This window comes from Acetobacter sp. A11-2, assembly GCF_040208445.1.
In the GTDB taxonomy this organism is placed as follows: Bacteria; Pseudomonadota; Alphaproteobacteria; order Acetobacterales; family Acetobacteraceae; genus Acetobacter; species Acetobacter oryzoeni.
Genome location: NZ_CP157843.1, coordinates 1,767,618 through 1,783,765 on the forward strand (window position 1 = coordinate 1,767,618; position 16,148 = coordinate 1,783,765).

Annotated in this window: 23 protein-coding genes; all 23 read right to left on the minus strand. The window is 59.2% G+C overall.

Annotated features, from left to right (window positions below; translation table 11 throughout):
• Window positions 1–7 precede the first annotated feature (7 nt).
• Window positions 8–454, minus strand: coding sequence for a hypothetical protein (locus tag ABNV41_RS08425; RefSeq protein ID WP_050819336.1), 447 nt, complete (start codon window positions 452–454; stop codon window positions 8–10).
• A gap of 122 nt (window positions 455–576) precedes the next feature.
• Window positions 577–1,146: a hypothetical protein gene (locus ABNV41_RS08430; RefSeq protein WP_050819335.1), complete on the minus strand. Its 570-nt coding sequence runs from the start codon at window positions 1,144–1,146 to the stop codon at window positions 577–579.
• Between the two features lie 6 nt (window positions 1,147–1,152).
• On the minus strand, window positions 1,153–2,250 hold the full coding sequence (locus tag ABNV41_RS08435) for a hypothetical protein (protein WP_050819334.1): 1,098 nt from the start codon (window positions 2,248–2,250) through the stop codon (window positions 1,153–1,155).
• A gap of 7 nt (window positions 2,251–2,257) precedes the next feature.
• On the minus strand, window positions 2,258–2,836 hold the full coding sequence (locus ABNV41_RS08440; RefSeq protein ID WP_050819333.1) for a DUF2612 domain-containing protein: 579 nt from the start codon (window positions 2,834–2,836) through the stop codon (window positions 2,258–2,260).
• Entirely contained in the window at window positions 2,836–4,029 is a 1,194-nt protein-coding gene (locus ABNV41_RS08445; protein ID WP_196332632.1) for a baseplate J/gp47 family protein, read from the minus strand. The genes ABNV41_RS08440 and ABNV41_RS08445 overlap by 1 nt, the downstream gene beginning before the upstream one ends.
• 28 nt (window positions 4,030–4,057) lie before the next feature.
• The gene (locus ABNV41_RS08450) at window positions 4,058–4,411 is read right to left on the minus strand and encodes a hypothetical protein (protein ID WP_012812542.1); all 354 of its coding nucleotides are present in this window, start codon (window positions 4,409–4,411) and stop codon (window positions 4,058–4,060) included.
• A gap of 11 nt (window positions 4,412–4,422) precedes the next feature.
• A complete protein-coding gene (locus tag ABNV41_RS08455) occupies window positions 4,423–5,112 on the minus strand; it encodes a Gp138 family membrane-puncturing spike protein (RefSeq protein ID WP_087651476.1) in 690 nt (229 codons plus the stop codon).
• A complete protein-coding gene (locus ABNV41_RS08460; RefSeq protein WP_050819331.1) occupies window positions 5,109–6,035 on the minus strand; it encodes a baseplate hub protein in 927 nt (308 codons plus the stop codon). Before ABNV41_RS08460 ends, ABNV41_RS08455 begins: the two co-directional genes overlap by 4 nt.
• Window positions 6,032–6,352 (minus strand): hypothetical protein, encoded by a 321-nt coding sequence (locus tag ABNV41_RS08465; RefSeq protein ID WP_050819330.1) that lies wholly within the window; start codon window positions 6,350–6,352, stop codon window positions 6,032–6,034. The genes ABNV41_RS08460 and ABNV41_RS08465 overlap by 4 nt, the downstream gene beginning before the upstream one ends.
• The gene (locus ABNV41_RS08470) at window positions 6,349–7,062 is read right to left on the minus strand and encodes a phage baseplate protein (protein ID WP_087651477.1); all 714 of its coding nucleotides are present in this window, start codon (window positions 7,060–7,062) and stop codon (window positions 6,349–6,351) included. The genes ABNV41_RS08465 and ABNV41_RS08470 overlap by 4 nt, the downstream gene beginning before the upstream one ends.
• Before the next feature lie 35 nt (window positions 7,063–7,097).
• Window positions 7,098–8,096 carry a hypothetical protein gene (locus ABNV41_RS08475; protein WP_230844466.1) on the minus strand — a complete coding sequence of 333 codons (999 nt, stop codon included), beginning with the start codon at window positions 8,094–8,096 and terminating at the stop codon, window positions 7,098–7,100.
• Window positions 8,081–8,242: a hypothetical protein gene (locus ABNV41_RS08480; RefSeq protein ID WP_196332523.1), complete on the minus strand. Its 162-nt coding sequence runs from the start codon at window positions 8,240–8,242 to the stop codon at window positions 8,081–8,083. The genes ABNV41_RS08475 and ABNV41_RS08480 overlap by 16 nt, the downstream gene beginning before the upstream one ends.
• A 23-nt stretch (window positions 8,243–8,265) precedes the next feature.
• Window positions 8,266–8,721, minus strand: a complete 456-nt coding sequence (locus ABNV41_RS08485; protein WP_050819328.1) for a hypothetical protein — start codon at window positions 8,719–8,721, stop codon at window positions 8,266–8,268.
• Between the two features lie 38 nt (window positions 8,722–8,759).
• Window positions 8,760–9,197: a phage tail fiber protein gene (locus ABNV41_RS08490; RefSeq protein WP_050819327.1), complete on the minus strand. Its 438-nt coding sequence runs from the start codon at window positions 9,195–9,197 to the stop codon at window positions 8,760–8,762.
• Window positions 9,198–9,199: 2 nt separating this feature from the next.
• Window positions 9,200–10,354, minus strand: a complete 1,155-nt coding sequence (locus tag ABNV41_RS08495) for a DUF3383 family protein (protein ID WP_050819326.1) — start codon at window positions 10,352–10,354, stop codon at window positions 9,200–9,202.
• Between the two features lie 18 nt (window positions 10,355–10,372).
• Window positions 10,373–10,951: a hypothetical protein gene (locus tag ABNV41_RS08500; protein ID WP_050819325.1), complete on the minus strand. Its 579-nt coding sequence runs from the start codon at window positions 10,949–10,951 to the stop codon at window positions 10,373–10,375.
• Entirely contained in the window at window positions 10,912–11,292 is a 381-nt protein-coding gene (locus ABNV41_RS08505; RefSeq protein WP_050819324.1) for a hypothetical protein, read from the minus strand. The genes ABNV41_RS08500 and ABNV41_RS08505 overlap by 40 nt, the downstream gene beginning before the upstream one ends.
• Window positions 11,283–11,789, minus strand: a complete 507-nt coding sequence (locus ABNV41_RS08510) for a DUF4054 domain-containing protein (RefSeq protein WP_050819323.1) — start codon at window positions 11,787–11,789, stop codon at window positions 11,283–11,285. The genes ABNV41_RS08505 and ABNV41_RS08510 overlap by 10 nt, the downstream gene beginning before the upstream one ends.
• Window positions 11,790–11,825: 36 nt before the next feature.
• On the minus strand, window positions 11,826–12,143 hold the full coding sequence (locus tag ABNV41_RS08515; RefSeq protein ID WP_012812531.1) for a hypothetical protein: 318 nt from the start codon (window positions 12,141–12,143) through the stop codon (window positions 11,826–11,828).
• 45 nt (window positions 12,144–12,188) lie between these two features.
• The gene (locus ABNV41_RS08520) at window positions 12,189–13,226 is read right to left on the minus strand and encodes a major capsid family protein (protein ID WP_050820338.1); all 1,038 of its coding nucleotides are present in this window, start codon (window positions 13,224–13,226) and stop codon (window positions 12,189–12,191) included.
• Entirely contained in the window at window positions 13,226–13,726 is a 501-nt protein-coding gene (locus ABNV41_RS08525) for a hypothetical protein (protein ID WP_349934544.1), read from the minus strand. The genes ABNV41_RS08520 and ABNV41_RS08525 overlap by 1 nt, the downstream gene beginning before the upstream one ends.
• A gap of 38 nt (window positions 13,727–13,764) precedes the next feature.
• The gene (locus ABNV41_RS08530; protein ID WP_349934545.1) at window positions 13,765–14,766 is read right to left on the minus strand and encodes a DUF2213 domain-containing protein; all 1,002 of its coding nucleotides are present in this window, start codon (window positions 14,764–14,766) and stop codon (window positions 13,765–13,767) included.
• Window positions 14,763–16,142 (minus strand): DUF1073 domain-containing protein, encoded by a 1,380-nt coding sequence (locus tag ABNV41_RS08535; RefSeq protein ID WP_050819320.1) that lies wholly within the window; start codon window positions 16,140–16,142, stop codon window positions 14,763–14,765. Before ABNV41_RS08535 ends, ABNV41_RS08530 begins: the two co-directional genes overlap by 4 nt.
• Window positions 16,143–16,148: the final 6 nt, after the last annotated feature.

Genomic DNA, 16,148 nt, shown 5'->3' on the forward strand with positions numbered 1-16,148 from the left:
TGCCAGATCAGGCGTTATTTTGCGGCTGCCCGGGCTCATCCATATTCACGATCGTCTGATCCGAAATGGAAACGTCTGTCAGTTCAGGACGTTGCAAGGCTTCGTTGGCAGAACGCGCCAAACCGGCTGTCTTGTCTTTCAGATCTGCCAGTTCTTCACGCACATCGCCCAGAATTTCCAGCAGGGCCTGATGGTCTTCCGCCGCGCGCCTGTCTGCCCCACGGCTAAGCACCGCGTTGCCCACCATCAGCGCGGGCAGCGCTACAAGCTGGATACAGTTGCTGATATACAGCAGCGTGTTCTGCCACTGGGGCACAACCGCTGGCACCAGAGAGAACAGGAAAAACACATACACGCACCAGATACTGCCGAACATGATTGTCATTTTAACAGCCACGTTCTCGTTAAATCGGTTCACCAATGAATCAGCAGGTTTCTGTTGTTTGGGTTTCATTTCTATACCTTTTGCCTCAAATACCCGCCTTGCTGGCGGGCCATCTCTTTGGGCAAAACTGTATCACAGCGCTGTGGGCTTGTCCGCCTGCGGGCAGCAGGGCTGGCTCCCACCCCCATGCTTCAGGCCAGCAGATAGGGCTGGCCCGTGGGGGTGGTGATAACCCCTTGCGGGGCTAACAATGCGTTGGGCGGTATGGGTGTGCCATCGGCCAAGGTGGGCACCTGCGGCGGCAGCGTGGCGGCACTTTCTGTGCTGATGTAAAGCTGCATGCTTACCGTAACACTACGCCCCTGCACGGTGTGCAGCACCATTTGCACCGTCTGCACCGTATCGGGTGGGCCGCTGCCCAAAAACACGCTGGCCATGCCTTGAATAATGGTTACCCACAGCACGGCCATATCCGTATCCTGCCCGGTGGCGGTGGGCACGCTGGCCGTTACACTGGCCATTGTATCACCCGTGCCTTCCAGCCATGCGGCGGGGGTGAGCGTATAATCCAGCGCATCTGCACTGCTGCGCGCAGGCCATGCCTGCACCACCTGCTCTGCCAGTTGGCCACGCAGGCACAGGCCCGGTGTTATCATAACCGGCAACACACGTGCGCTGGCAGGTTGCCACCCCGGCGCCAGCACGGCCCCTTCTGGCAGCACGGAGCACGCCGTGCCTACGGTATTGCAAGAACATGTCATGGTTTTTTACCTTGGCCCAATAGCTGTAACCCACACCGTAATGGGGGTGGAAACCGCGCCATCGTGGTCATCCACCACGTAGCGCACACCCACAGCACCAATGCCCGTGGCGGTGGGGGCCTGTTCTGGCATGGCCAGTGTCATGCGTTGTTCATACTGCATGCACTGCAACTGCACGGATGTAGGCACCCCCGCAAAAGCCTGCGGAAAGGTAATGCCATCTCCATCCAGAATATTGACGGAAAAGGACTGAATGCGCTGCCCGTATGGCAGGTTGATAACGCGCCCATCCTGCGTGGCAAAATCGGCCTGATACGTGCCCTGCCCCACATAGCTGCCTGCGGGCTGAAACACCCCGTTAGCCCAGCCCTGCGTGGCCACCACCGCACCATCTGGCATATGGATGGAGCCATCCTGGCGGAACTGCCATTCATGCCACCCGCCTGCGGCATCTGTTAACTGCACGCTGGCAAAAGCATATTGCTCAAACGCATCGCGCAGGCAGAACAGCGCCTTCATGGTAGCGTTATACCCCAGGCGGGAAATAAACTGCGGCCCCCACGGAATATCACCCGCCTGCGGTGCGCCATTGCTGCCGCTGCCGCCCCATGCGCCCGTGCTATCGTAATGGCCATTGCTGATCTGGCCACCTGTAAGCGGAAAAAAGCTTTGCGCGGCTTGGGCAGATGTCAGCAACCCGCTGAACAGGTTTGTCCACGCAGCCCCCTGCGCGCCGGGGGTGGAAAGGTTGTTATCCTGCCCAGAAACCCAAAACGTGCCCGCAACGCTGCCCGCCACCACGGCCCCAGCGGGGTAACCGCCAATGGCCGCGGCAAAGCTGGCATCAAACGGGCCAACATAGCCTGTTTGCAAAACCTGTATGGCGGCAGAAAGTGTTTTTAAAAACCCGTTCATATCCGCCCCACGCGGGGGCACGCCACCGGCGGCGCGTTCTGTAAAGGTTTCTGGCGGAAAGCCCAGCGCCATGCTGGCCGAGCCATCGCCCGCCGTGATTTGCGCTGCGGGAATATCCGCACAGTTGGCCGCTGAGGCAGAGGCCGCAATAGGCGTTGTAAACCGCCGGGAAATATCTGCTTGTTTCATAAGTGTTTTAGCCCCTGATGCTGTAGGAAACCGCAACCCCGGCAGGGCGCGGCAGCACGCCGGCGTTTTCGATAATGGAAACCTGCACATCTGTTGGCACAAAGCCAAAGGCGTAGGTCATGCTCATGTTGGCGTTATCTTCCACCCATGCATCACCCTGCCCGGCAAACAGCGTGCGCAAAATGGCGTTGAGTGAGAGCACGGAACAATCCGTAATATTGGCCAGCGCCTTGGCATAAATAAGCTGCCGAAACCCGGCATCAGACAGGCTGCAATTTGCAAAATCACCCACCACAACACGGCCCGCATACCACGGGGCGGTGTTAAAGCCCTGCTCTGTCAGGTCATTGGCCTCGGCAAAGCCTAAATACTGGCCCGATGCCATGCGCAACACGCGTGATACCCCAACAATGCGGCCCCATACATCCAGCCCGTAGCCCTGGGCTGTTTCTATGTTCCATATGCTGGCAAACCAGTTTTCTATACTCTGTGCCGGATCAAAACACTGGTTCCAGCCTTCCAGCAGCGCGTTCAGGCTGGGCGAGCATGCGTATTGCGAAAGCACCGTTTGCCCCACATTCTGCATCAGGCAAACTCCACGGTAATATTGGCCAGTTCCAGCGTGAAAATCTGGTTGATATCGGCCTGCGCCGTAACACCTGTGGGGCTGGCCGCCGTGCCCACCCGAATATCCACCACCTGCGCCCAACTGCCCACCGCCGCCACGCAGGCATAAAACCGGCTGGCATACAGCGTGCCGCCAATGCCCACACGGGCCGAGCCATCCTGCCCCAAAAAGCACGCCAGCACCGCCTGCTGCACGGCAGATGTGGCCGTATTGGGCACGCCAGAACCCGCTGCCAGTGTAAGCACAACATAAAGCGGCGTGGGCTGCGCGCGCTCAAACGCCACCGTATAGCTGGGCGGTGTGGTGTAGGTGCCAGATGGATCTGTTACCGTTACATGGGTGCTGCCGGTATAGGCGCAGCCGGGCGGCTTTTTGCGCAAAATGGCCAAGGCCACATCGGCATCCGTGCCACCATTTACGCACACATACAGGCTATAGGGCGCAAGGGGGATGCTACCCTGCGTAACCGCAACATTGCTGCTGTTATCTGCAACATACGCATCTGTTACGCCCTCCACCGCCTGCACGGCGGCCAGAATGGCAGCCAATGGCCCTACAGAATTAACAGCCACGGCGGCCTGCCTGCGGGCTTCAAACGCCGTGCGGCCTTCTACCTCACGCCCCGTTACCCCCGCCACGGCATTGCTCACGCCAGACCACCCGGCAACAGACTGGCACAGCCGCACGCTGCCCGCCGGGCAGGATATCTCCCCCACCGTGGTGCAGGAAAACGTGCCCGCACCTGTGCCGGTGGTATCCAGCGTAATGGCGGCATCTGCCGCATAGGTGTTGCCCGCAGCATCTGCCACCAAGGCCCCTTGCGGAATAACCGTGCCCTCCACCCCCGTGCACTGGCATGTTACCACCGTAGGCGTGGCGGGCTTGCGTTCCATAAAGTAAATACGGCCAATGGCATCCTGCATACGGCCAGAAGCGCGCGCAGGGTCCACCCCGTTAAACACGGCCAACATCTGATCATACGCATCACCCAAAATGGCGGTGAGCGATGTGGCCAACTGCCCCTGTGGGGTGGACAGATCCGTATTGAGCGTATTGCCAAAAGCGGCGTTGATATCTGCCAGAACACCGACCAGCATGTCTGCCTCCTGCGGCAGCACAAAGCCGGTATCATCCAGCGTGGGCGCGGGCACGGATGTGGTACCCGCTGCAAGTGAGGTTTCAGAAACTGGCAAGGGTTGTGCTTCCGTTTTGCAATGTCAGATAAATCTGGCCGCTGAGTTTGCGGTCTGCCCCAAGGCTGGCCAGCACACAGGTGGCGCGCGCCACGTTGGGCACGGCAAGGGCCGCCTGCGCCACATCGGCCCGAAACAGCGCGGCAGACTGGTTGCGCCCCAAAACACCCGCCAGATAGGGCAGGCCAAGGGCCGTGTTATACCAGCACTCCCCCCTAAACACGCGCACCGCGCTAGAAACATCCTGCGCGGTGGCATAGGGCACATCCGCCACGGCAATATTGCCCTGCGCATCCACTGCCAGATCCCACGTTGCGCGGTCTAGCAACAAGGTTTTCATATGTGCTTCTCCTAACCCTGCGGGGTGCCGGTGCTGCCACTGCCGGGCATAACCCCGCCATGCACATGCGATGTGAGGGATACACCACCGGCCTGCACATCCTGCCCCACATTCAGGCTGCCGCTTATGCTGGCATCTCCTGAAATCCTGAGTGATTTTGCAGATATTTCCACGGTTCCGGGTGTATGTATCACCACCCCATCGGGCGTGAACTGAATATACTGGCTGGGGGCCGCGTTTAAAAAACCGCCCAAATAAAGCGCATCCGCCATATTGTTGTGGCGAAAACTGGCGGGTGGTGCGGCGGCACGCGCGGTTTTAACATTCAGGATATCCCGGTCTGCCATTACGGCCAGCCCGATATCCCCCACCGCCGGGTCCAGCACCACAGCGCTGCCGCCACCCTGAAGCCGAAAATACGGCACGTTATACAAAACCCCATGCGGCGTGGTTTGGCCTGCGGCATCTTGCTGATGCACCATGGGCTGCACATCCACAAACCCCACAGGGGCCAAACCGGTACCCCAAACCGCACACACCTTAACGGGAATGGCGGTGCGCACCTCCACCAACATGCGGCGCATAACCGCCACAAGTGCGTTGTAATCCGATGCCGCAGCCCCTGCCCTGTCAAACACCGCCTGCCCGGATGCAGGCATGTTGGGCGGAAAGCCGGATGCAAAACTGCTTTGATCTGTCATGCGTTTTCTGCCCCCACAGCCTGTGCCACCACATGTGTAAACCAAGGGCCATCTGGCATGTGTGCGCTTAAACTGTGCCGAAGCTGCAAAACCTGCCACAGCCCCACATCACCCCCGCCGGGCTGATACCGGCTTTGCAATGCCAGCACGCTGCCGTAGCTGATACGCGGGTTAAACAGCATGTTCAGCGCCACCCCACCGGCAGACCATGTGGGGTACCCCACCAGCCCCGTGCTGGCCGAAACCGCAATGGCAGCAGTTGTATTCACCATTGCGTTGGCCCCACCCGTTCTGGCAGGCCATGCCGCCAAACGCCCCCGCCCCAATGCGGCCTGAAAAGGCTGTGTGCTCCAACACTGGCTGATCTGCTGCCCCGCCGTGCCATGAAAATACGGATCATGCAGCACGGTGTTCAGCCCGTTATTTTCAAACGCCAACCCGGCCTGTGCGACAATACGCGCCAACACCTGCGCCAGTGGCACAGCGCCCCTAAACCCGGTGGGCGCAGCAGGCAGTGCATTTGGCAAAACTGTAGAAAACGCCTGCACCACAAAGGCAACATCTGGTGCGGCGCTGTAATCTGCAAAAGCCAGCGTAACCCCACCCTGAAACACAAGCGCCTGTGCGCCAGATGCGCCATCTGGCACCATCAGCAGCACCTCGCTGGCACTCTGGCTGGTGGGGTCTGGCGCGCTCAGGCTCAGGCGGTTCATCAAATCCGGGGGCAGGCCGGTTATGCGTATCTGCGCGGTTTCTCCCGTTGGGTACGGGGCCTGCATGATATCCGCCTGCACCTGCAAGCCAGAAAGGGTAACCGTATCCACCCCATCCGCCGTGCCAAACACGCCATTCAGCAGCCGGAACGTCACCTCCACATCTCGGCTGGCCCAATCTGGCGTTTTTGTGGTTTGTGTGTTGCTCATGCGGGCCAGCCTGTGCGCCACAGCAGCACATAGCGCGTGCCAAGCCCCGTGCTTTGCGGGTCCTGCACACCTTGAGTATCCATAAACGCCAGATCACCCGGCAGGCCGGTGGCGGCAGTGCGCGCCAGCCATGTGCGATCCTGGCACAGCACGCCAGAAAGCACGCGCGTGCCTGCACACCATATATCTGCATACAGGCCGGTGGAGCGTTGGCGCAGCGCTATCTGGAGTATCTGTTCGGCCAGCATGATTTTAAACATTTGTGCAGGCACAGCACTTATGGGCACCTGCACCAATGTGGCATCTGTGCTGCTCATGCAATTTCTCCGGCATCTGCGGTGCTGGTGGTGGCATAGGCCATGCCGCCGCACTGTATCTGCTGGCCCTGCGGCATGCGTGTGCTGGCAAACTGTGTGCTTCCGGTTATGCGCACTTCCTGCAAGGCAATTTCCACAACGGGCATGGTAATGCCCTGCCGGGCCTCCCGCATCCAGCGGTGACCAATAATGTTCACGCTATCGTATTTCTTTTCGGGGGTAATTACGGCATACAGGTTTGTATCGGCCTCCAATGCCTCCAGCGTGGTAAAAAAGCCTGCACGCACATATAGCGCGCCCGCCTGCCCGGCCCCGGCCAGAACATCCAGTGCAAGGCTGGTGGCGCTGGCATCTTCCATCCCGGCTTCAGACCCATCGCACACCATCATAATCCGATGCTGCCGAGACATGCGCACCTTGCTGTAAGATAAAAACGCACCATCCTCCAGCGGGGCTTCTGCAATGCGCCATGCACTTTGCATATCGGCAGAAAGCACATGCGCAGATGTTAAAACCCGCTGCCCATCCTGCGTAAAAATACCCCACTGGCTGGCCGCCTGCGTAATTTGCAGATCATCCAGCAAACTGCCCACCGTAACAGAGGCCGAGGCCTGCACCCCGGCAGAAACAGATTGCCCCATAAGGGCAGGCACCCCCGCTGCCACAGGGATATTCCACACAGATGGCAGGCTAACTGGCAACATGGGCATAAAACAGAACTCTTTACTGAACAGGAAAAAGGTTTTTAAATGGAACCAAGCGTAGAAAGTGCTGCCAAAGTGGTGCTATCTCCCCCACCAAGCCCCTGCATAGCTGTGCGAGATGGCACGGGTGCGGGGTGTGGAGAAGGTGTTGCAAACGCTCTGGCTGGTGTTTGCGGCACATACGCAGCCGGTGCAGGCCGCGCCACGGCCACAACAGGCTGAACCGCCGCCCGCATAAGCAAAGATGACGGCAAAAATGCCCCCACCATATTGCGCGCAACAGGCTTGGCTTTGTCTGCCACAGCTACACGCGGCGAGGTGCGTGAGCCACCGCGCCCAGCCTGTTGCGGAACATTCAGAAACCCCCGCCCTTGCACCAGAACACTCTCTAAACCATTTGTTATTTTAAGGAGTTTTGTATCATGCACCCTTCCCTTCCTCTGCACCGGTGTGGGGCGGGCAGATATAGGCGTGGCAACCAGAACACCTTTCCCTTCGGCCAGTATCCGAGGCACAGACTTTTTGCCCCTTGAGGCACGTACGGGCGCCACAGAAAATGGCCTGCGCGCCAGAAGATCCACCGTATTTTTGGGTTTGTGTTGGCGGGCTTTTCCGGGTTGCGTAAACTGTAAAGCGCCTTCCGCCGCCTGCGCCGTGCTGGACGCCAACACAATACGCCGTGATACTGAAAGGTTATTTTGCAAAATACCTTTCTGCCTGTAAGGCACTGATCTAACAGCCACCGCGCCCGCCTTATGCCGCACGCCACCCCCCGTTCTGGCTGCAAATACAGGCGGCGCACCCCCCTGTAGAGCGTGCGCAACGGGCAACACGGGTGCTCTCATACCCAAAGGCGCATGCTCCGCCCCCATGCTGTATTGGCGCAAAAGCTGCAATAATGCCAAAAGCTCTTTGTTCTTAGCTTTTTTTGTGTGTTTCTGGCTTTGCAAAAAGCGTTCCAACACACGGCGCAGGCGTTCCAGCAGCGGCAGCGTTGCGCGCGCCTTGCTTTGGGGCAATGTATTTACAGTTTGGGCCATGTTTGCGGGCTTTCCTGCGCGGGCGTGTGCGCCATGTTCCAGTTGCGCACAGAAAGTATTTCTAAAAGCGTGTAAAAATCTTCGCTGTCGTAAACTGTTTTCAGCTCATGCAAACTTGCAAGGCCGGATGCCACAACCGCCGCCATGGCGGGTGAGATGTTTACACAGTTTACAACGGGGCCTGTGCGGCCTCGTCCCCCAGCAAAGCCGCCACCAGGGGGAAAAGCTGGTGCGCGGCGGCCCGCAAAAAACCCACATGCAGCCTAAAGGCCTCTGCCCGCACTATGCCCAGGGTTTCGGGTTCTGCAAAATCAGCGGAAATAACAGTACGTGTTACTTCTGGCCGGTGTGGGTCTGGCCGTATTTTTACGCACTGCATCAGCCGCGCCAAAGCGGCATCCAGATCGGCTTCTTCCATAAAGCCAAAAATTTCCAGCCCAAAGGCGGCAAGCCCGGCAAGACCCGCCTCTGCCATATCTGCCCCCACACGTGCGCCACCACGTATGGCGGCCTGCAATACATGGCGCGCCCAGCTATCTGCGGCAAAGGCATCCATGCGTGTCAGCACAAACACCTTGCCCTGATCTTCCCCCGGTAGGGGGTGCGTGTAATCCACGGTTTTCATGCCTGCTCTTTCCTGTTGTTTTTCAAAACACTCCTGTTTTACAGGGCAGCAGGCAGCACGCGTTCCCACACAATTTCAAAACTGCGGGCCTCCAGCACACGGCCTGCGCTGGGCATTGCGGCCACGGCCTGCAACAACCCCCGCACCATGGTGTATTTACGCCCGATGGAGGGAAGCTGAATTTCCGCCCCAAGCCGATACAACCCACGCTGTGCATCCTGTGCGGCGGCAATGGCCTCAAACACCAGCCCACTTTCACTGCTGGCAGCAAGGGAGATTGTCTGCCGCACGGGTGTGGGTATCCAGCCTGCGTGCAGGTAGCCATCAATGCTCATGGCAGTTTCTGCCAGTTCCCGCGCGGTGGTTTCAAAAGCGCGGTCGGCAGAATAGTTTTCTAGCGTAATGGGCGTGTTGTACAGCCCCGGCACTGTAATGGTAAAAACCGAGTTGGCGGCTGTAATATCGTAATCAGACATGCTTACTGCACCTCTACCGTAGCCAGAGAGATAGACTGGACAGACTGCCCATCCATATAAAAGAACCGTGCCTGCACCGGCCCGCGCTTGGCCCGTGTGGCGGCAGATGCGGTGGAGGCACCGGGCAGCAGGTACCACCCGCGTGTGGCCAGCGTATCTGCAATGCTGCGCCCTGCCTGTGCATTCACCACCTGCGCTTGTGCGGCAGAAAGTGCCACGTTGGGCTGGATAGCGCCAAAAGCCACGGCTGTATCAATGGTGTTTTGCACAGCCGTGGCCAGCAGCGTATCACCCTGCACGGCATAGGGAATTTGCCCCACGGCAGAAAACAGCGTGAGCAGATCAGACTGGAAGGAGGATGTCATCCAGATCTGGTTCAGATAACTGTCTGCCCATGCAAACGCGCCAGATACAGCCCCGTTGTTGAGAAAACTGAATGTGGAATCCCCACTTTTGTAGGAGCCATAAAAGCTGTAGCCATTTTGCAGCAAGGCCTGCGCCTGTGTGGCCGTAATATCTGCAGCACTCACGCCGCCATTGTTGCGGAACATCAGCGTAGTGCGCCCGGCATTGCGCTGCGGGTTTATGCTGGCCGCCCAGCCCAAACACAGGGCCGCAGCCAATGTGCCGTTGCCATCCGTATTGCACAGGCACGTAAGCCCCGGCGTGGCCTGCGCCATAACGGTGCTGCCAAAACAGCCAGACCCTGCATGCAAGATACTCGTCTCACTATCCTGCACAATGCCCCAGTAGCGGTTGGGGTTTGTGGGCATCCATGCGGCAATGGCGGTTTTGGCCGTGGCATCTGGCTCCTGCGCAAAGGCAAAGGCGCACCAATCTGCGCTGGCGGCAGCAGCATTTGTAAGGGCTGCGGTGTAATCTGTATCTTCCGGGTTGGCGGGCAGTTGGTAAAAATACAGTGTTTGCGGCAGATCCTGCGCATTGGTGTAGCCCGCAAAATAAATGCTGGCCATGCGGGCTTCCATACTTTCTGCGCCGCATGTGGCTGCCACTTCCGCCGCAGTTGTAAATGTGGAAAGGCCAGAAGAAAGCGCTGTGTTTGTAGAAAATACAAGCCCGTTCAGCAGGTTTGTGGTGCCCCCCGCCGCCAGCACACCCGGCGTGACAGACACAAGGGAAGAAACAGGAAGGATCATGCAGGTTTCACTCGCATTTCAAAGCCTGTCTGCGGCCACGCTGTGCACTGTGGCAGCGGTGGCTGTGGCGGCTGGCAGGGTAATGGAAAAAGTAAGCTGGCTGTGCAGGCTAAGCTGCCAGTGGGGTTCGTATTGCTGTTGCGCGTTAACATAGGGCAGACATTCGGCGTTATCTGCATACAAGGGGGACAGGCGCGGCATGCCGTGTTGTTGTGCCGCAAGGTTTGCAAAAAACGTGGTGCTCCATACATCGCGCCATAGGGTAAACAGCGTTTGCGCGGCATCTGCTGCCCCGGTGCCAAAAAGGCTGATCTGGGTGGCCAGTTGCTCCTGCCGCAACAGGGTGCAGCTTTGCGGCCCATAACGTGTGCTGCCCGTGCCAATAAGCTGGCGAGAAAGCGGTGTGATAAGCACCAACATGCCGCGCGGTGGTGGCGTGCGGTTTTGTCGGCTTTGCAAAACGGTTGTGCCTGTAGGCAAAACTTCCAGCATAAAGGCACGCATGGCGGCAAATAGCTGTGCCTCATCTGGCTGTTGCACGCTCTTGCTCTGGGTGCTCATGCCGCCACCTGTTGGGTGACAAGCACGCGGCACCATTGCCCACCCCATGCCTCGGGCTGGGCCGTTACCAGCCAGTGGGCGTTATCAAACACAAACACATCGCCCCCAAACTGATGCGTGCGCTCCACCCCGCAAATGGTGCCGGGCATATAGATTTCTCGCTGAATTATGCTCTGGTTTTGCCCATCTGTTTGCACAAGTTCAGCCGTGGGCACGGGCTGCACCCTGATTGTTACGGCAATATCCATAAAGCTTGGCGTGGTGCTGCCATCTGGCGCAGTTGTGTAACCCGTGTTCACGCGCAATATGGCGGGCACAGATGGCAACAAGGCCGCCGTGGCCCCCAGCGCCATGTTAAACAGCGCGTTCATGGCCATGAAACCACTCTTTGCGGCCAGCCCGGCACATAGCGCCCCATGCGCAAAAAGGCAGATGCTGCCCAAAAGGTTGCGCCATAAGGTGTTTGCACCCACCACGCCTGTGTGGGGGAAACCGCACCCATATCGGCCTGCACCTGCACGCTGCCCATGCGCGCGGTGGTAATGCGCCCCACAAGCGCGGCGGTGCCGTCTGCCGCGCCGGTGGCATACGCCCCGCTATTGATACCAAGCTGGAGCAGATGCGCTGTAATGAGCATAAGCAATTCTGCCCGCTTGCCCGGGTTGCGCACGGGGGATGTGCCAGTGTTGTTCAAAAACAGCCCGGCACGGGCAAAACACGCGCTGGCGGCATCTGCCCCTGCACTGGCTACAAGGTTGGGGTAGCGCGCCTTAAAGGCTGCGGCATCAAACACAACGGCCCCATCTTCCGCCATGTTGCAGGCAGAAGGTAAGCCAGCCGCTTGCATTGGCTGATTTTCCGGCATGGAAAACATCCTTTTACATGCTGCAATATAACGGAAGTTCTGGCCTTACGCGGGCGTAATGCCGGGGGCTGGCGCTGCGGGGTTAAGTGGTTCCATACCCGTGCGCAGGCTGGCTTGTTCCTTGGCTTGGCCTGCGGCTTTTTCTGGCGTGGTCTGGGCAAAAATCAGCCCGGCTTCCAGTGGGGGAAAGCCTGCATATTTTTGCGCCCATGCCTGCCAGAAATCTGCCGGCACGGGGGTAAGCCCATACCCACCTGCCTTGGCCGTGCGTGCGCCTGCCAGCTCGTGCCGCTGGCCTGCCAGTTCCAGCACAAGCCCGTTGGGTAGTTTGCACCCAACGGTAACTGTTGATGATGTTGCCATGTGTTTTTCCGTTTTTATATGTGCGTGCACTATGGGCTGTGTGTTTTACAGGCCGGTCATGGTGGCAATGCCTGCGGGCATGTAAATAACGGCCCCCCATGTGCCCTGGGAGAGCTTCTGCTTCCATGCCGAGGCTTCCGTAACCACCGCGTGGGCCCGCAGTTTTTCTGTAAACGCGGCTTCGGCGGTTTTTTGCACATCCACATGGTCGGCCATGATCTGCATGGTCTGCACACCGTTGGCGGCGGCATCTCCATATTCCACAGCCTGCACAAAGCGCAGGTTGGGGTAGGTTTCTTGCAGCATGGTCAGGGCGGAAAGGCCAAAACTGTTGCGGCGTGTCAGCAACCCCATGCGGGTTGGGGCAAGGCCCAGCACCATTGGCGTATCCGTATCCACCAGCCCGGCCGTTTGTTTGCGCAGCTGGTTGATAAGGGCAATTACGTCATCCTGCCGTTCTTCGGGGGTGGCGTTTTCCCACGCCGTGCCGCCTGCGGTTTTGGTGGCGGGCGTAATGGCGGCAGGCAGGCGCGGGTCATTCAGATACCCATATAGTTTCAGCCCACTGATGCCAAAAAAGTATGTCTGGTTCTGAAACTTGTTCAACTTGAGTGCTGCGGCCTCTCGCAGGCTGGCGGCCCATTGCAGGCGTGCTTGCCCGGCCAGCGCCAGTTCTTGCTCACCCCACGCCACAAACACCTGATAGTGGTAGGACTGGCGTTCGGGAAAACTGGGGTTGAGGCTGACCGTGCCATTCTGGTTCCAATCCCCGTAGGAGGAAACCTCCCCTGCCGTTTCCAGCATGGGGAATACTGCCATTTTAGAAACCCAATCCCCCTTGCGCACCTCGCCCAGCAGTTCGGCCGCGCGCATGGGGGCAAAGGCCACCTTGATAAGCCCCGTATCCACCCAGGCAGACATAAAAGCCGGAATACCCGCATTGGCAGTGGTGGAAAGCGCGGGCTGGGCATCCAGCGCCATGGTGTCAGATACCAGATGTTCGGCGCCAATCAGGCCGCGCGCATCGGGCACCACAAAGCCAAGGCGGCTGAGTTCCGCCAGTTCTGAATGAGAAGTCAGCATTATGCGTGCATCCATGTAGAAATCCGAACCAGCTCACCCGCAGCATCGGCGGAAGCTACAAAAAACCCTGTGGCCACCGCACCTGTTACAGAACTGCCTGTGGCGGCGGTGCTGATGGTGCCATCACTCAAGCTGGCAAAAACCGCCTGCCCCGGTGTGGCCTGCGTGGTGGGCTGCACCCAGAAATCCCCCGCCGTAAACAGCGTTACGGGAAAGCCCTGCGGAATAACCATGCTTTCCGATGCCGTAAAATCCGTGATCTGGGCTGTAAGATCCCGATGCACAAAGCCATCGGGCGCGGCAGTGCTGCCAGATGGCGGCATGTTGGCCACACTTACGCCATCGGCCTGCACCCAGCCAAAGGCGGCCACTGTGCAGCCACCCGCAGCCGCCACCAATGCGCCCTCACCCGCCGGAAAGGTGGCCGTGGGGTTGAAAGATGCAAAATCACCCGGCACAGCAGGCGCTGGCTGGATGTTAACCTGATTTTGAAAAGACATTTATCTGCCTTGTATCATACGTAAAATAAAAAGGGATTTCAGCCGCGCACGCCAATGCGTTCCAGCCCAAAGCGCTGCCGAAAGCCCTGCGTGGCTGCGGCATCCTGCCCCATTACGGGGGCACCACCACCAGCACGCGGCTGCATGCGGGCATAGCTTTCAAACAGCGGTTTTAGCCCCTGTTCGGGCACACCCGTTACATCAATACCCGCTTCCTTTAAGGCAAAACCGTAAATGGCGGGGGCGCTATCCATGGCCACATCGCCCACAAAGGGGCGCACGGCGGCGCGGGCTGTGTGCAGGTCTGCCATCTGGCGCACGGCGCGTTCTTCCGCCTGCTGCACGGCCTGGGCAATGGCGGCATCCATGGCCGCAACGGTAATGGGCGTTTGATCAGGCATGGCCTGAAAGCTCCTGTTGTTAAAAGGCATGTTGGGGTTTGGCGCGGCATCACCAATAATGGCGGAAGGCACGCGGGGCTGGGCCACAAGGGCCAGATGGTTAAAGGCAATATCCGCCATAACCAGCGTATAGGGCGTGCCCATATAGGTGCCCGCCTGTTTGATGGCCGTGTACCGATACCCGGCAGAAACCGCACGCTGTGTGCCGTTTTCTATGGCCGCAATGGCTGTGGCATCCCATATCGTCAGGCTGCCTGTCAGGTTGGGTGGGGTAAAGCGCACATCGCTGCCCACCGCACCTACGGTTATGCTGGCTGGGTGATCCTGCGCGCTTACGGGGGTATGCTGCATAAGCACCGGTTTGCCGCACAGGCTGGGGGCGGCGCGCATAAGCGCATCGGGCGGGCGAAAAACGTTGTAAACATCATCATCTTTCAGGCCCAGCGCAGCGGCACCCGGTATTTCGCGCCCATAATAGGGGCTAACGGTTGCGGCGGAGAAAATGCAGTGCGCAATGTGCAAATGCCCATCTGCATCCACCCGGCGCACGCTGGCCCTGTCTAGCGCCAAAGGCTGCATATCGGGCGCAACAGCGGCGTGTGGGCTGGCGCGGGCCTGCCCGGTATTGCGTGTGTTCATGGTGGCGTACTCTGTTTTTTGGCGTCTATGTCCGCCTGTTCGGCCTCATCCATCTGCCAGAGCGGGCGGAAGGTGAACGTAATGTCCGTATCCACCGCGCCCCACAGGTTCAGCATAACCATGTGCAGAATGTGCGTAAGATTGGGGCGCAGGAAGGATTCCTGATAAGCGCTGATGCGATCATAAAAAACCCGGATCTCTCCATCAGCCGAGGCATTCAGCCCGGAAGGGGAAATACCGGCAAACTTTACCAGCGGTTGTTGCGCCACGGTGCAGATCTGCTCCAGCGCCTGCGCCTGCAACCTGTCCAACCCGGCAAGGGGCGCAGCCAGAAGCTCCAGCTTTTCGCGCTCCTTATCCAGCACAAACGTGCCCCGGTTGGAGCGAAAGCGGTTAAACGCCTCCACCCGCGCCAAAAGCCCTTCGGGGTCTTGCGCATAGGCCGCCATATCGGTGGACAAAGCGACAATGGAAAACGCATTCAGCAAATCCGAAACACTCTGGCGCGTGCGCAACCAGTTTTCCACATAGAGCCGCGCCATTTGCGTAAGGGAAACCCCGCCGAAGTTATAAGCGGGTTTAAGAATATCCGGCACCTCCCGCGCGCAAAACCGCAACAGGCGCGTGGCGTGCAAAAGCGTGCCCTGCACCCACCAGCTTTGCGGTTTGTAAAAGGCAGGGTGCAGCGGGTTTGCGGTTTCATACGCGGCGGGGGTTGTCCATACCGGCTCCACCGGCACCAAGGCGCGCAAACTGCCTTGGCGGAAGGTTTCTGGCCGCAATAGCAAGGGGGATGCCAAACCACCCGCCACGGGGGAAAGCCCGGTATCTACATACAGCAGGCCCATGCCGTAATGGCCGTCCATTTCCGCCATGCGGCGCAGCACATCGCGCACATTCAGGCGGGTAAACTCGGCCTCCAACTGGTTAATGCGGTCTGCCTTGGCCCCCCCCTGCCCGGAGCGAGAGGTAAATACCAGCCATTGCCGCGTGGCCTCGGTGGCAATGGTGTCCACCATATGCCGGTATTCTGCCCGCTGGGCCATTTCCGCCAGCCGTGCATAACCGGGAAACACCACCCCATTCGCCACGGCAGTGCGTAGCCAGTCCAGCAAACCGGGGGCATTTTGTGCGGCGGCACTATCCATGGCCAGCGGGGCGGTGCTGTTATTGGCCCGCACCCCGCGCGGGGGCCGATACGGGGCAAACACATCTGCCCGCGCCACGGCTGCCGGGGCCACCTTGGCCACATCTGCCGCAAAGGCCCCCTGGGGCAGCACCGGCTCCTTACGCGGCAGGGCCACGGGGGCACGCTGCCCGCGCAAACGCTGCCACCACCCCAGCCAGGCGCGGGAAGAAAAAGACAAACCAGACATACCCTG

Coding starts and splice junctions, on each gene's coding strand:
- ABNV41_RS08475 (WP_230844466.1), bottom strand. CDS start 8,096: ATGGCCCAAACTGTAAATACATTGCCCCAAAGCAAGGCGCGCGCAACG.
- ABNV41_RS08430 (WP_050819335.1), bottom strand. CDS start 1,146: ATGACATGTTCTTGCAATACCGTAGGCACGGCGTGCTCCGTGCTGCCA.
- ABNV41_RS08440 (WP_050819333.1), bottom strand. CDS start 2,836: ATGCAGAATGTGGGGCAAACGGTGCTTTCGCAATACGCATGCTCGCCC.
- ABNV41_RS08505 (WP_050819324.1), bottom strand. CDS start 11,292: ATGGCCATGAACGCGCTGTTTAACATGGCGCTGGGGGCCACGGCGGCC.
- ABNV41_RS08455 (WP_087651476.1), bottom strand. CDS start 5,112: ATGACAGATCAAAGCAGTTTTGCATCCGGCTTTCCGCCCAACATGCCT.
- ABNV41_RS08500 (WP_050819325.1), bottom strand. CDS start 10,951: ATGGTGCCGCGTGCTTGTCACCCAACAGGTGGCGGCATGAGCACCCAG.
- ABNV41_RS08510 (WP_050819323.1), bottom strand. CDS start 11,789: ATGTTTTCCATGCCGGAAAATCAGCCAATGCAAGCGGCTGGCTTACCT.
- ABNV41_RS08530 (WP_349934545.1), bottom strand. CDS start 14,766: ATGAACACACGCAATACCGGGCAGGCCCGCGCCAGCCCACACGCCGCT.
- ABNV41_RS08460 (WP_050819331.1), bottom strand. CDS start 6,035: ATGAGCAACACACAAACCACAAAAACGCCAGATTGGGCCAGCCGAGAT.
- ABNV41_RS08450 (WP_012812542.1), bottom strand. CDS start 4,411: ATGAAAACCTTGTTGCTAGACCGCGCAACGTGGGATCTGGCAGTGGAT.
- ABNV41_RS08515 (WP_012812531.1), bottom strand. CDS start 12,143: ATGGCAACATCATCAACAGTTACCGTTGGGTGCAAACTACCCAACGGG.
- ABNV41_RS08470 (WP_087651477.1), bottom strand. CDS start 7,062: ATGCCCATGTTGCCAGTTAGCCTGCCATCTGTGTGGAATATCCCTGTG.
- ABNV41_RS08520 (WP_050820338.1), bottom strand. CDS start 13,226: ATGCTGACTTCTCATTCAGAACTGGCGGAACTCAGCCGCCTTGGCTTT.
- ABNV41_RS08485 (WP_050819328.1), bottom strand. CDS start 8,721: ATGAAAACCGTGGATTACACGCACCCCCTACCGGGGGAAGATCAGGGC.
- ABNV41_RS08480 (WP_196332523.1), bottom strand. CDS start 8,242: ATGGCGGCGGTTGTGGCATCCGGCCTTGCAAGTTTGCATGAGCTGAAA.
- ABNV41_RS08435 (WP_050819334.1), bottom strand. CDS start 2,250: ATGAAACAAGCAGATATTTCCCGGCGGTTTACAACGCCTATTGCGGCC.
- ABNV41_RS08425 (WP_050819336.1), bottom strand. CDS start 454: ATGAAACCCAAACAACAGAAACCTGCTGATTCATTGGTGAACCGATTT.
- ABNV41_RS08525 (WP_349934544.1), bottom strand. CDS start 13,726: ATGTCTTTTCAAAATCAGGTTAACATCCAGCCAGCGCCTGCTGTGCCG.
- ABNV41_RS08535 (WP_050819320.1), bottom strand. CDS start 16,142: ATGTCTGGTTTGTCTTTTTCTTCCCGCGCCTGGCTGGGGTGGTGGCAG.
- ABNV41_RS08495 (WP_050819326.1), bottom strand. CDS start 10,354: ATGATCCTTCCTGTTTCTTCCCTTGTGTCTGTCACGCCGGGTGTGCTG.
- ABNV41_RS08490 (WP_050819327.1), bottom strand. CDS start 9,197: ATGTCTGATTACGATATTACAGCCGCCAACTCGGTTTTTACCATTACA.
- ABNV41_RS08465 (WP_050819330.1), bottom strand. CDS start 6,352: ATGAGCAGCACAGATGCCACATTGGTGCAGGTGCCCATAAGTGCTGTG.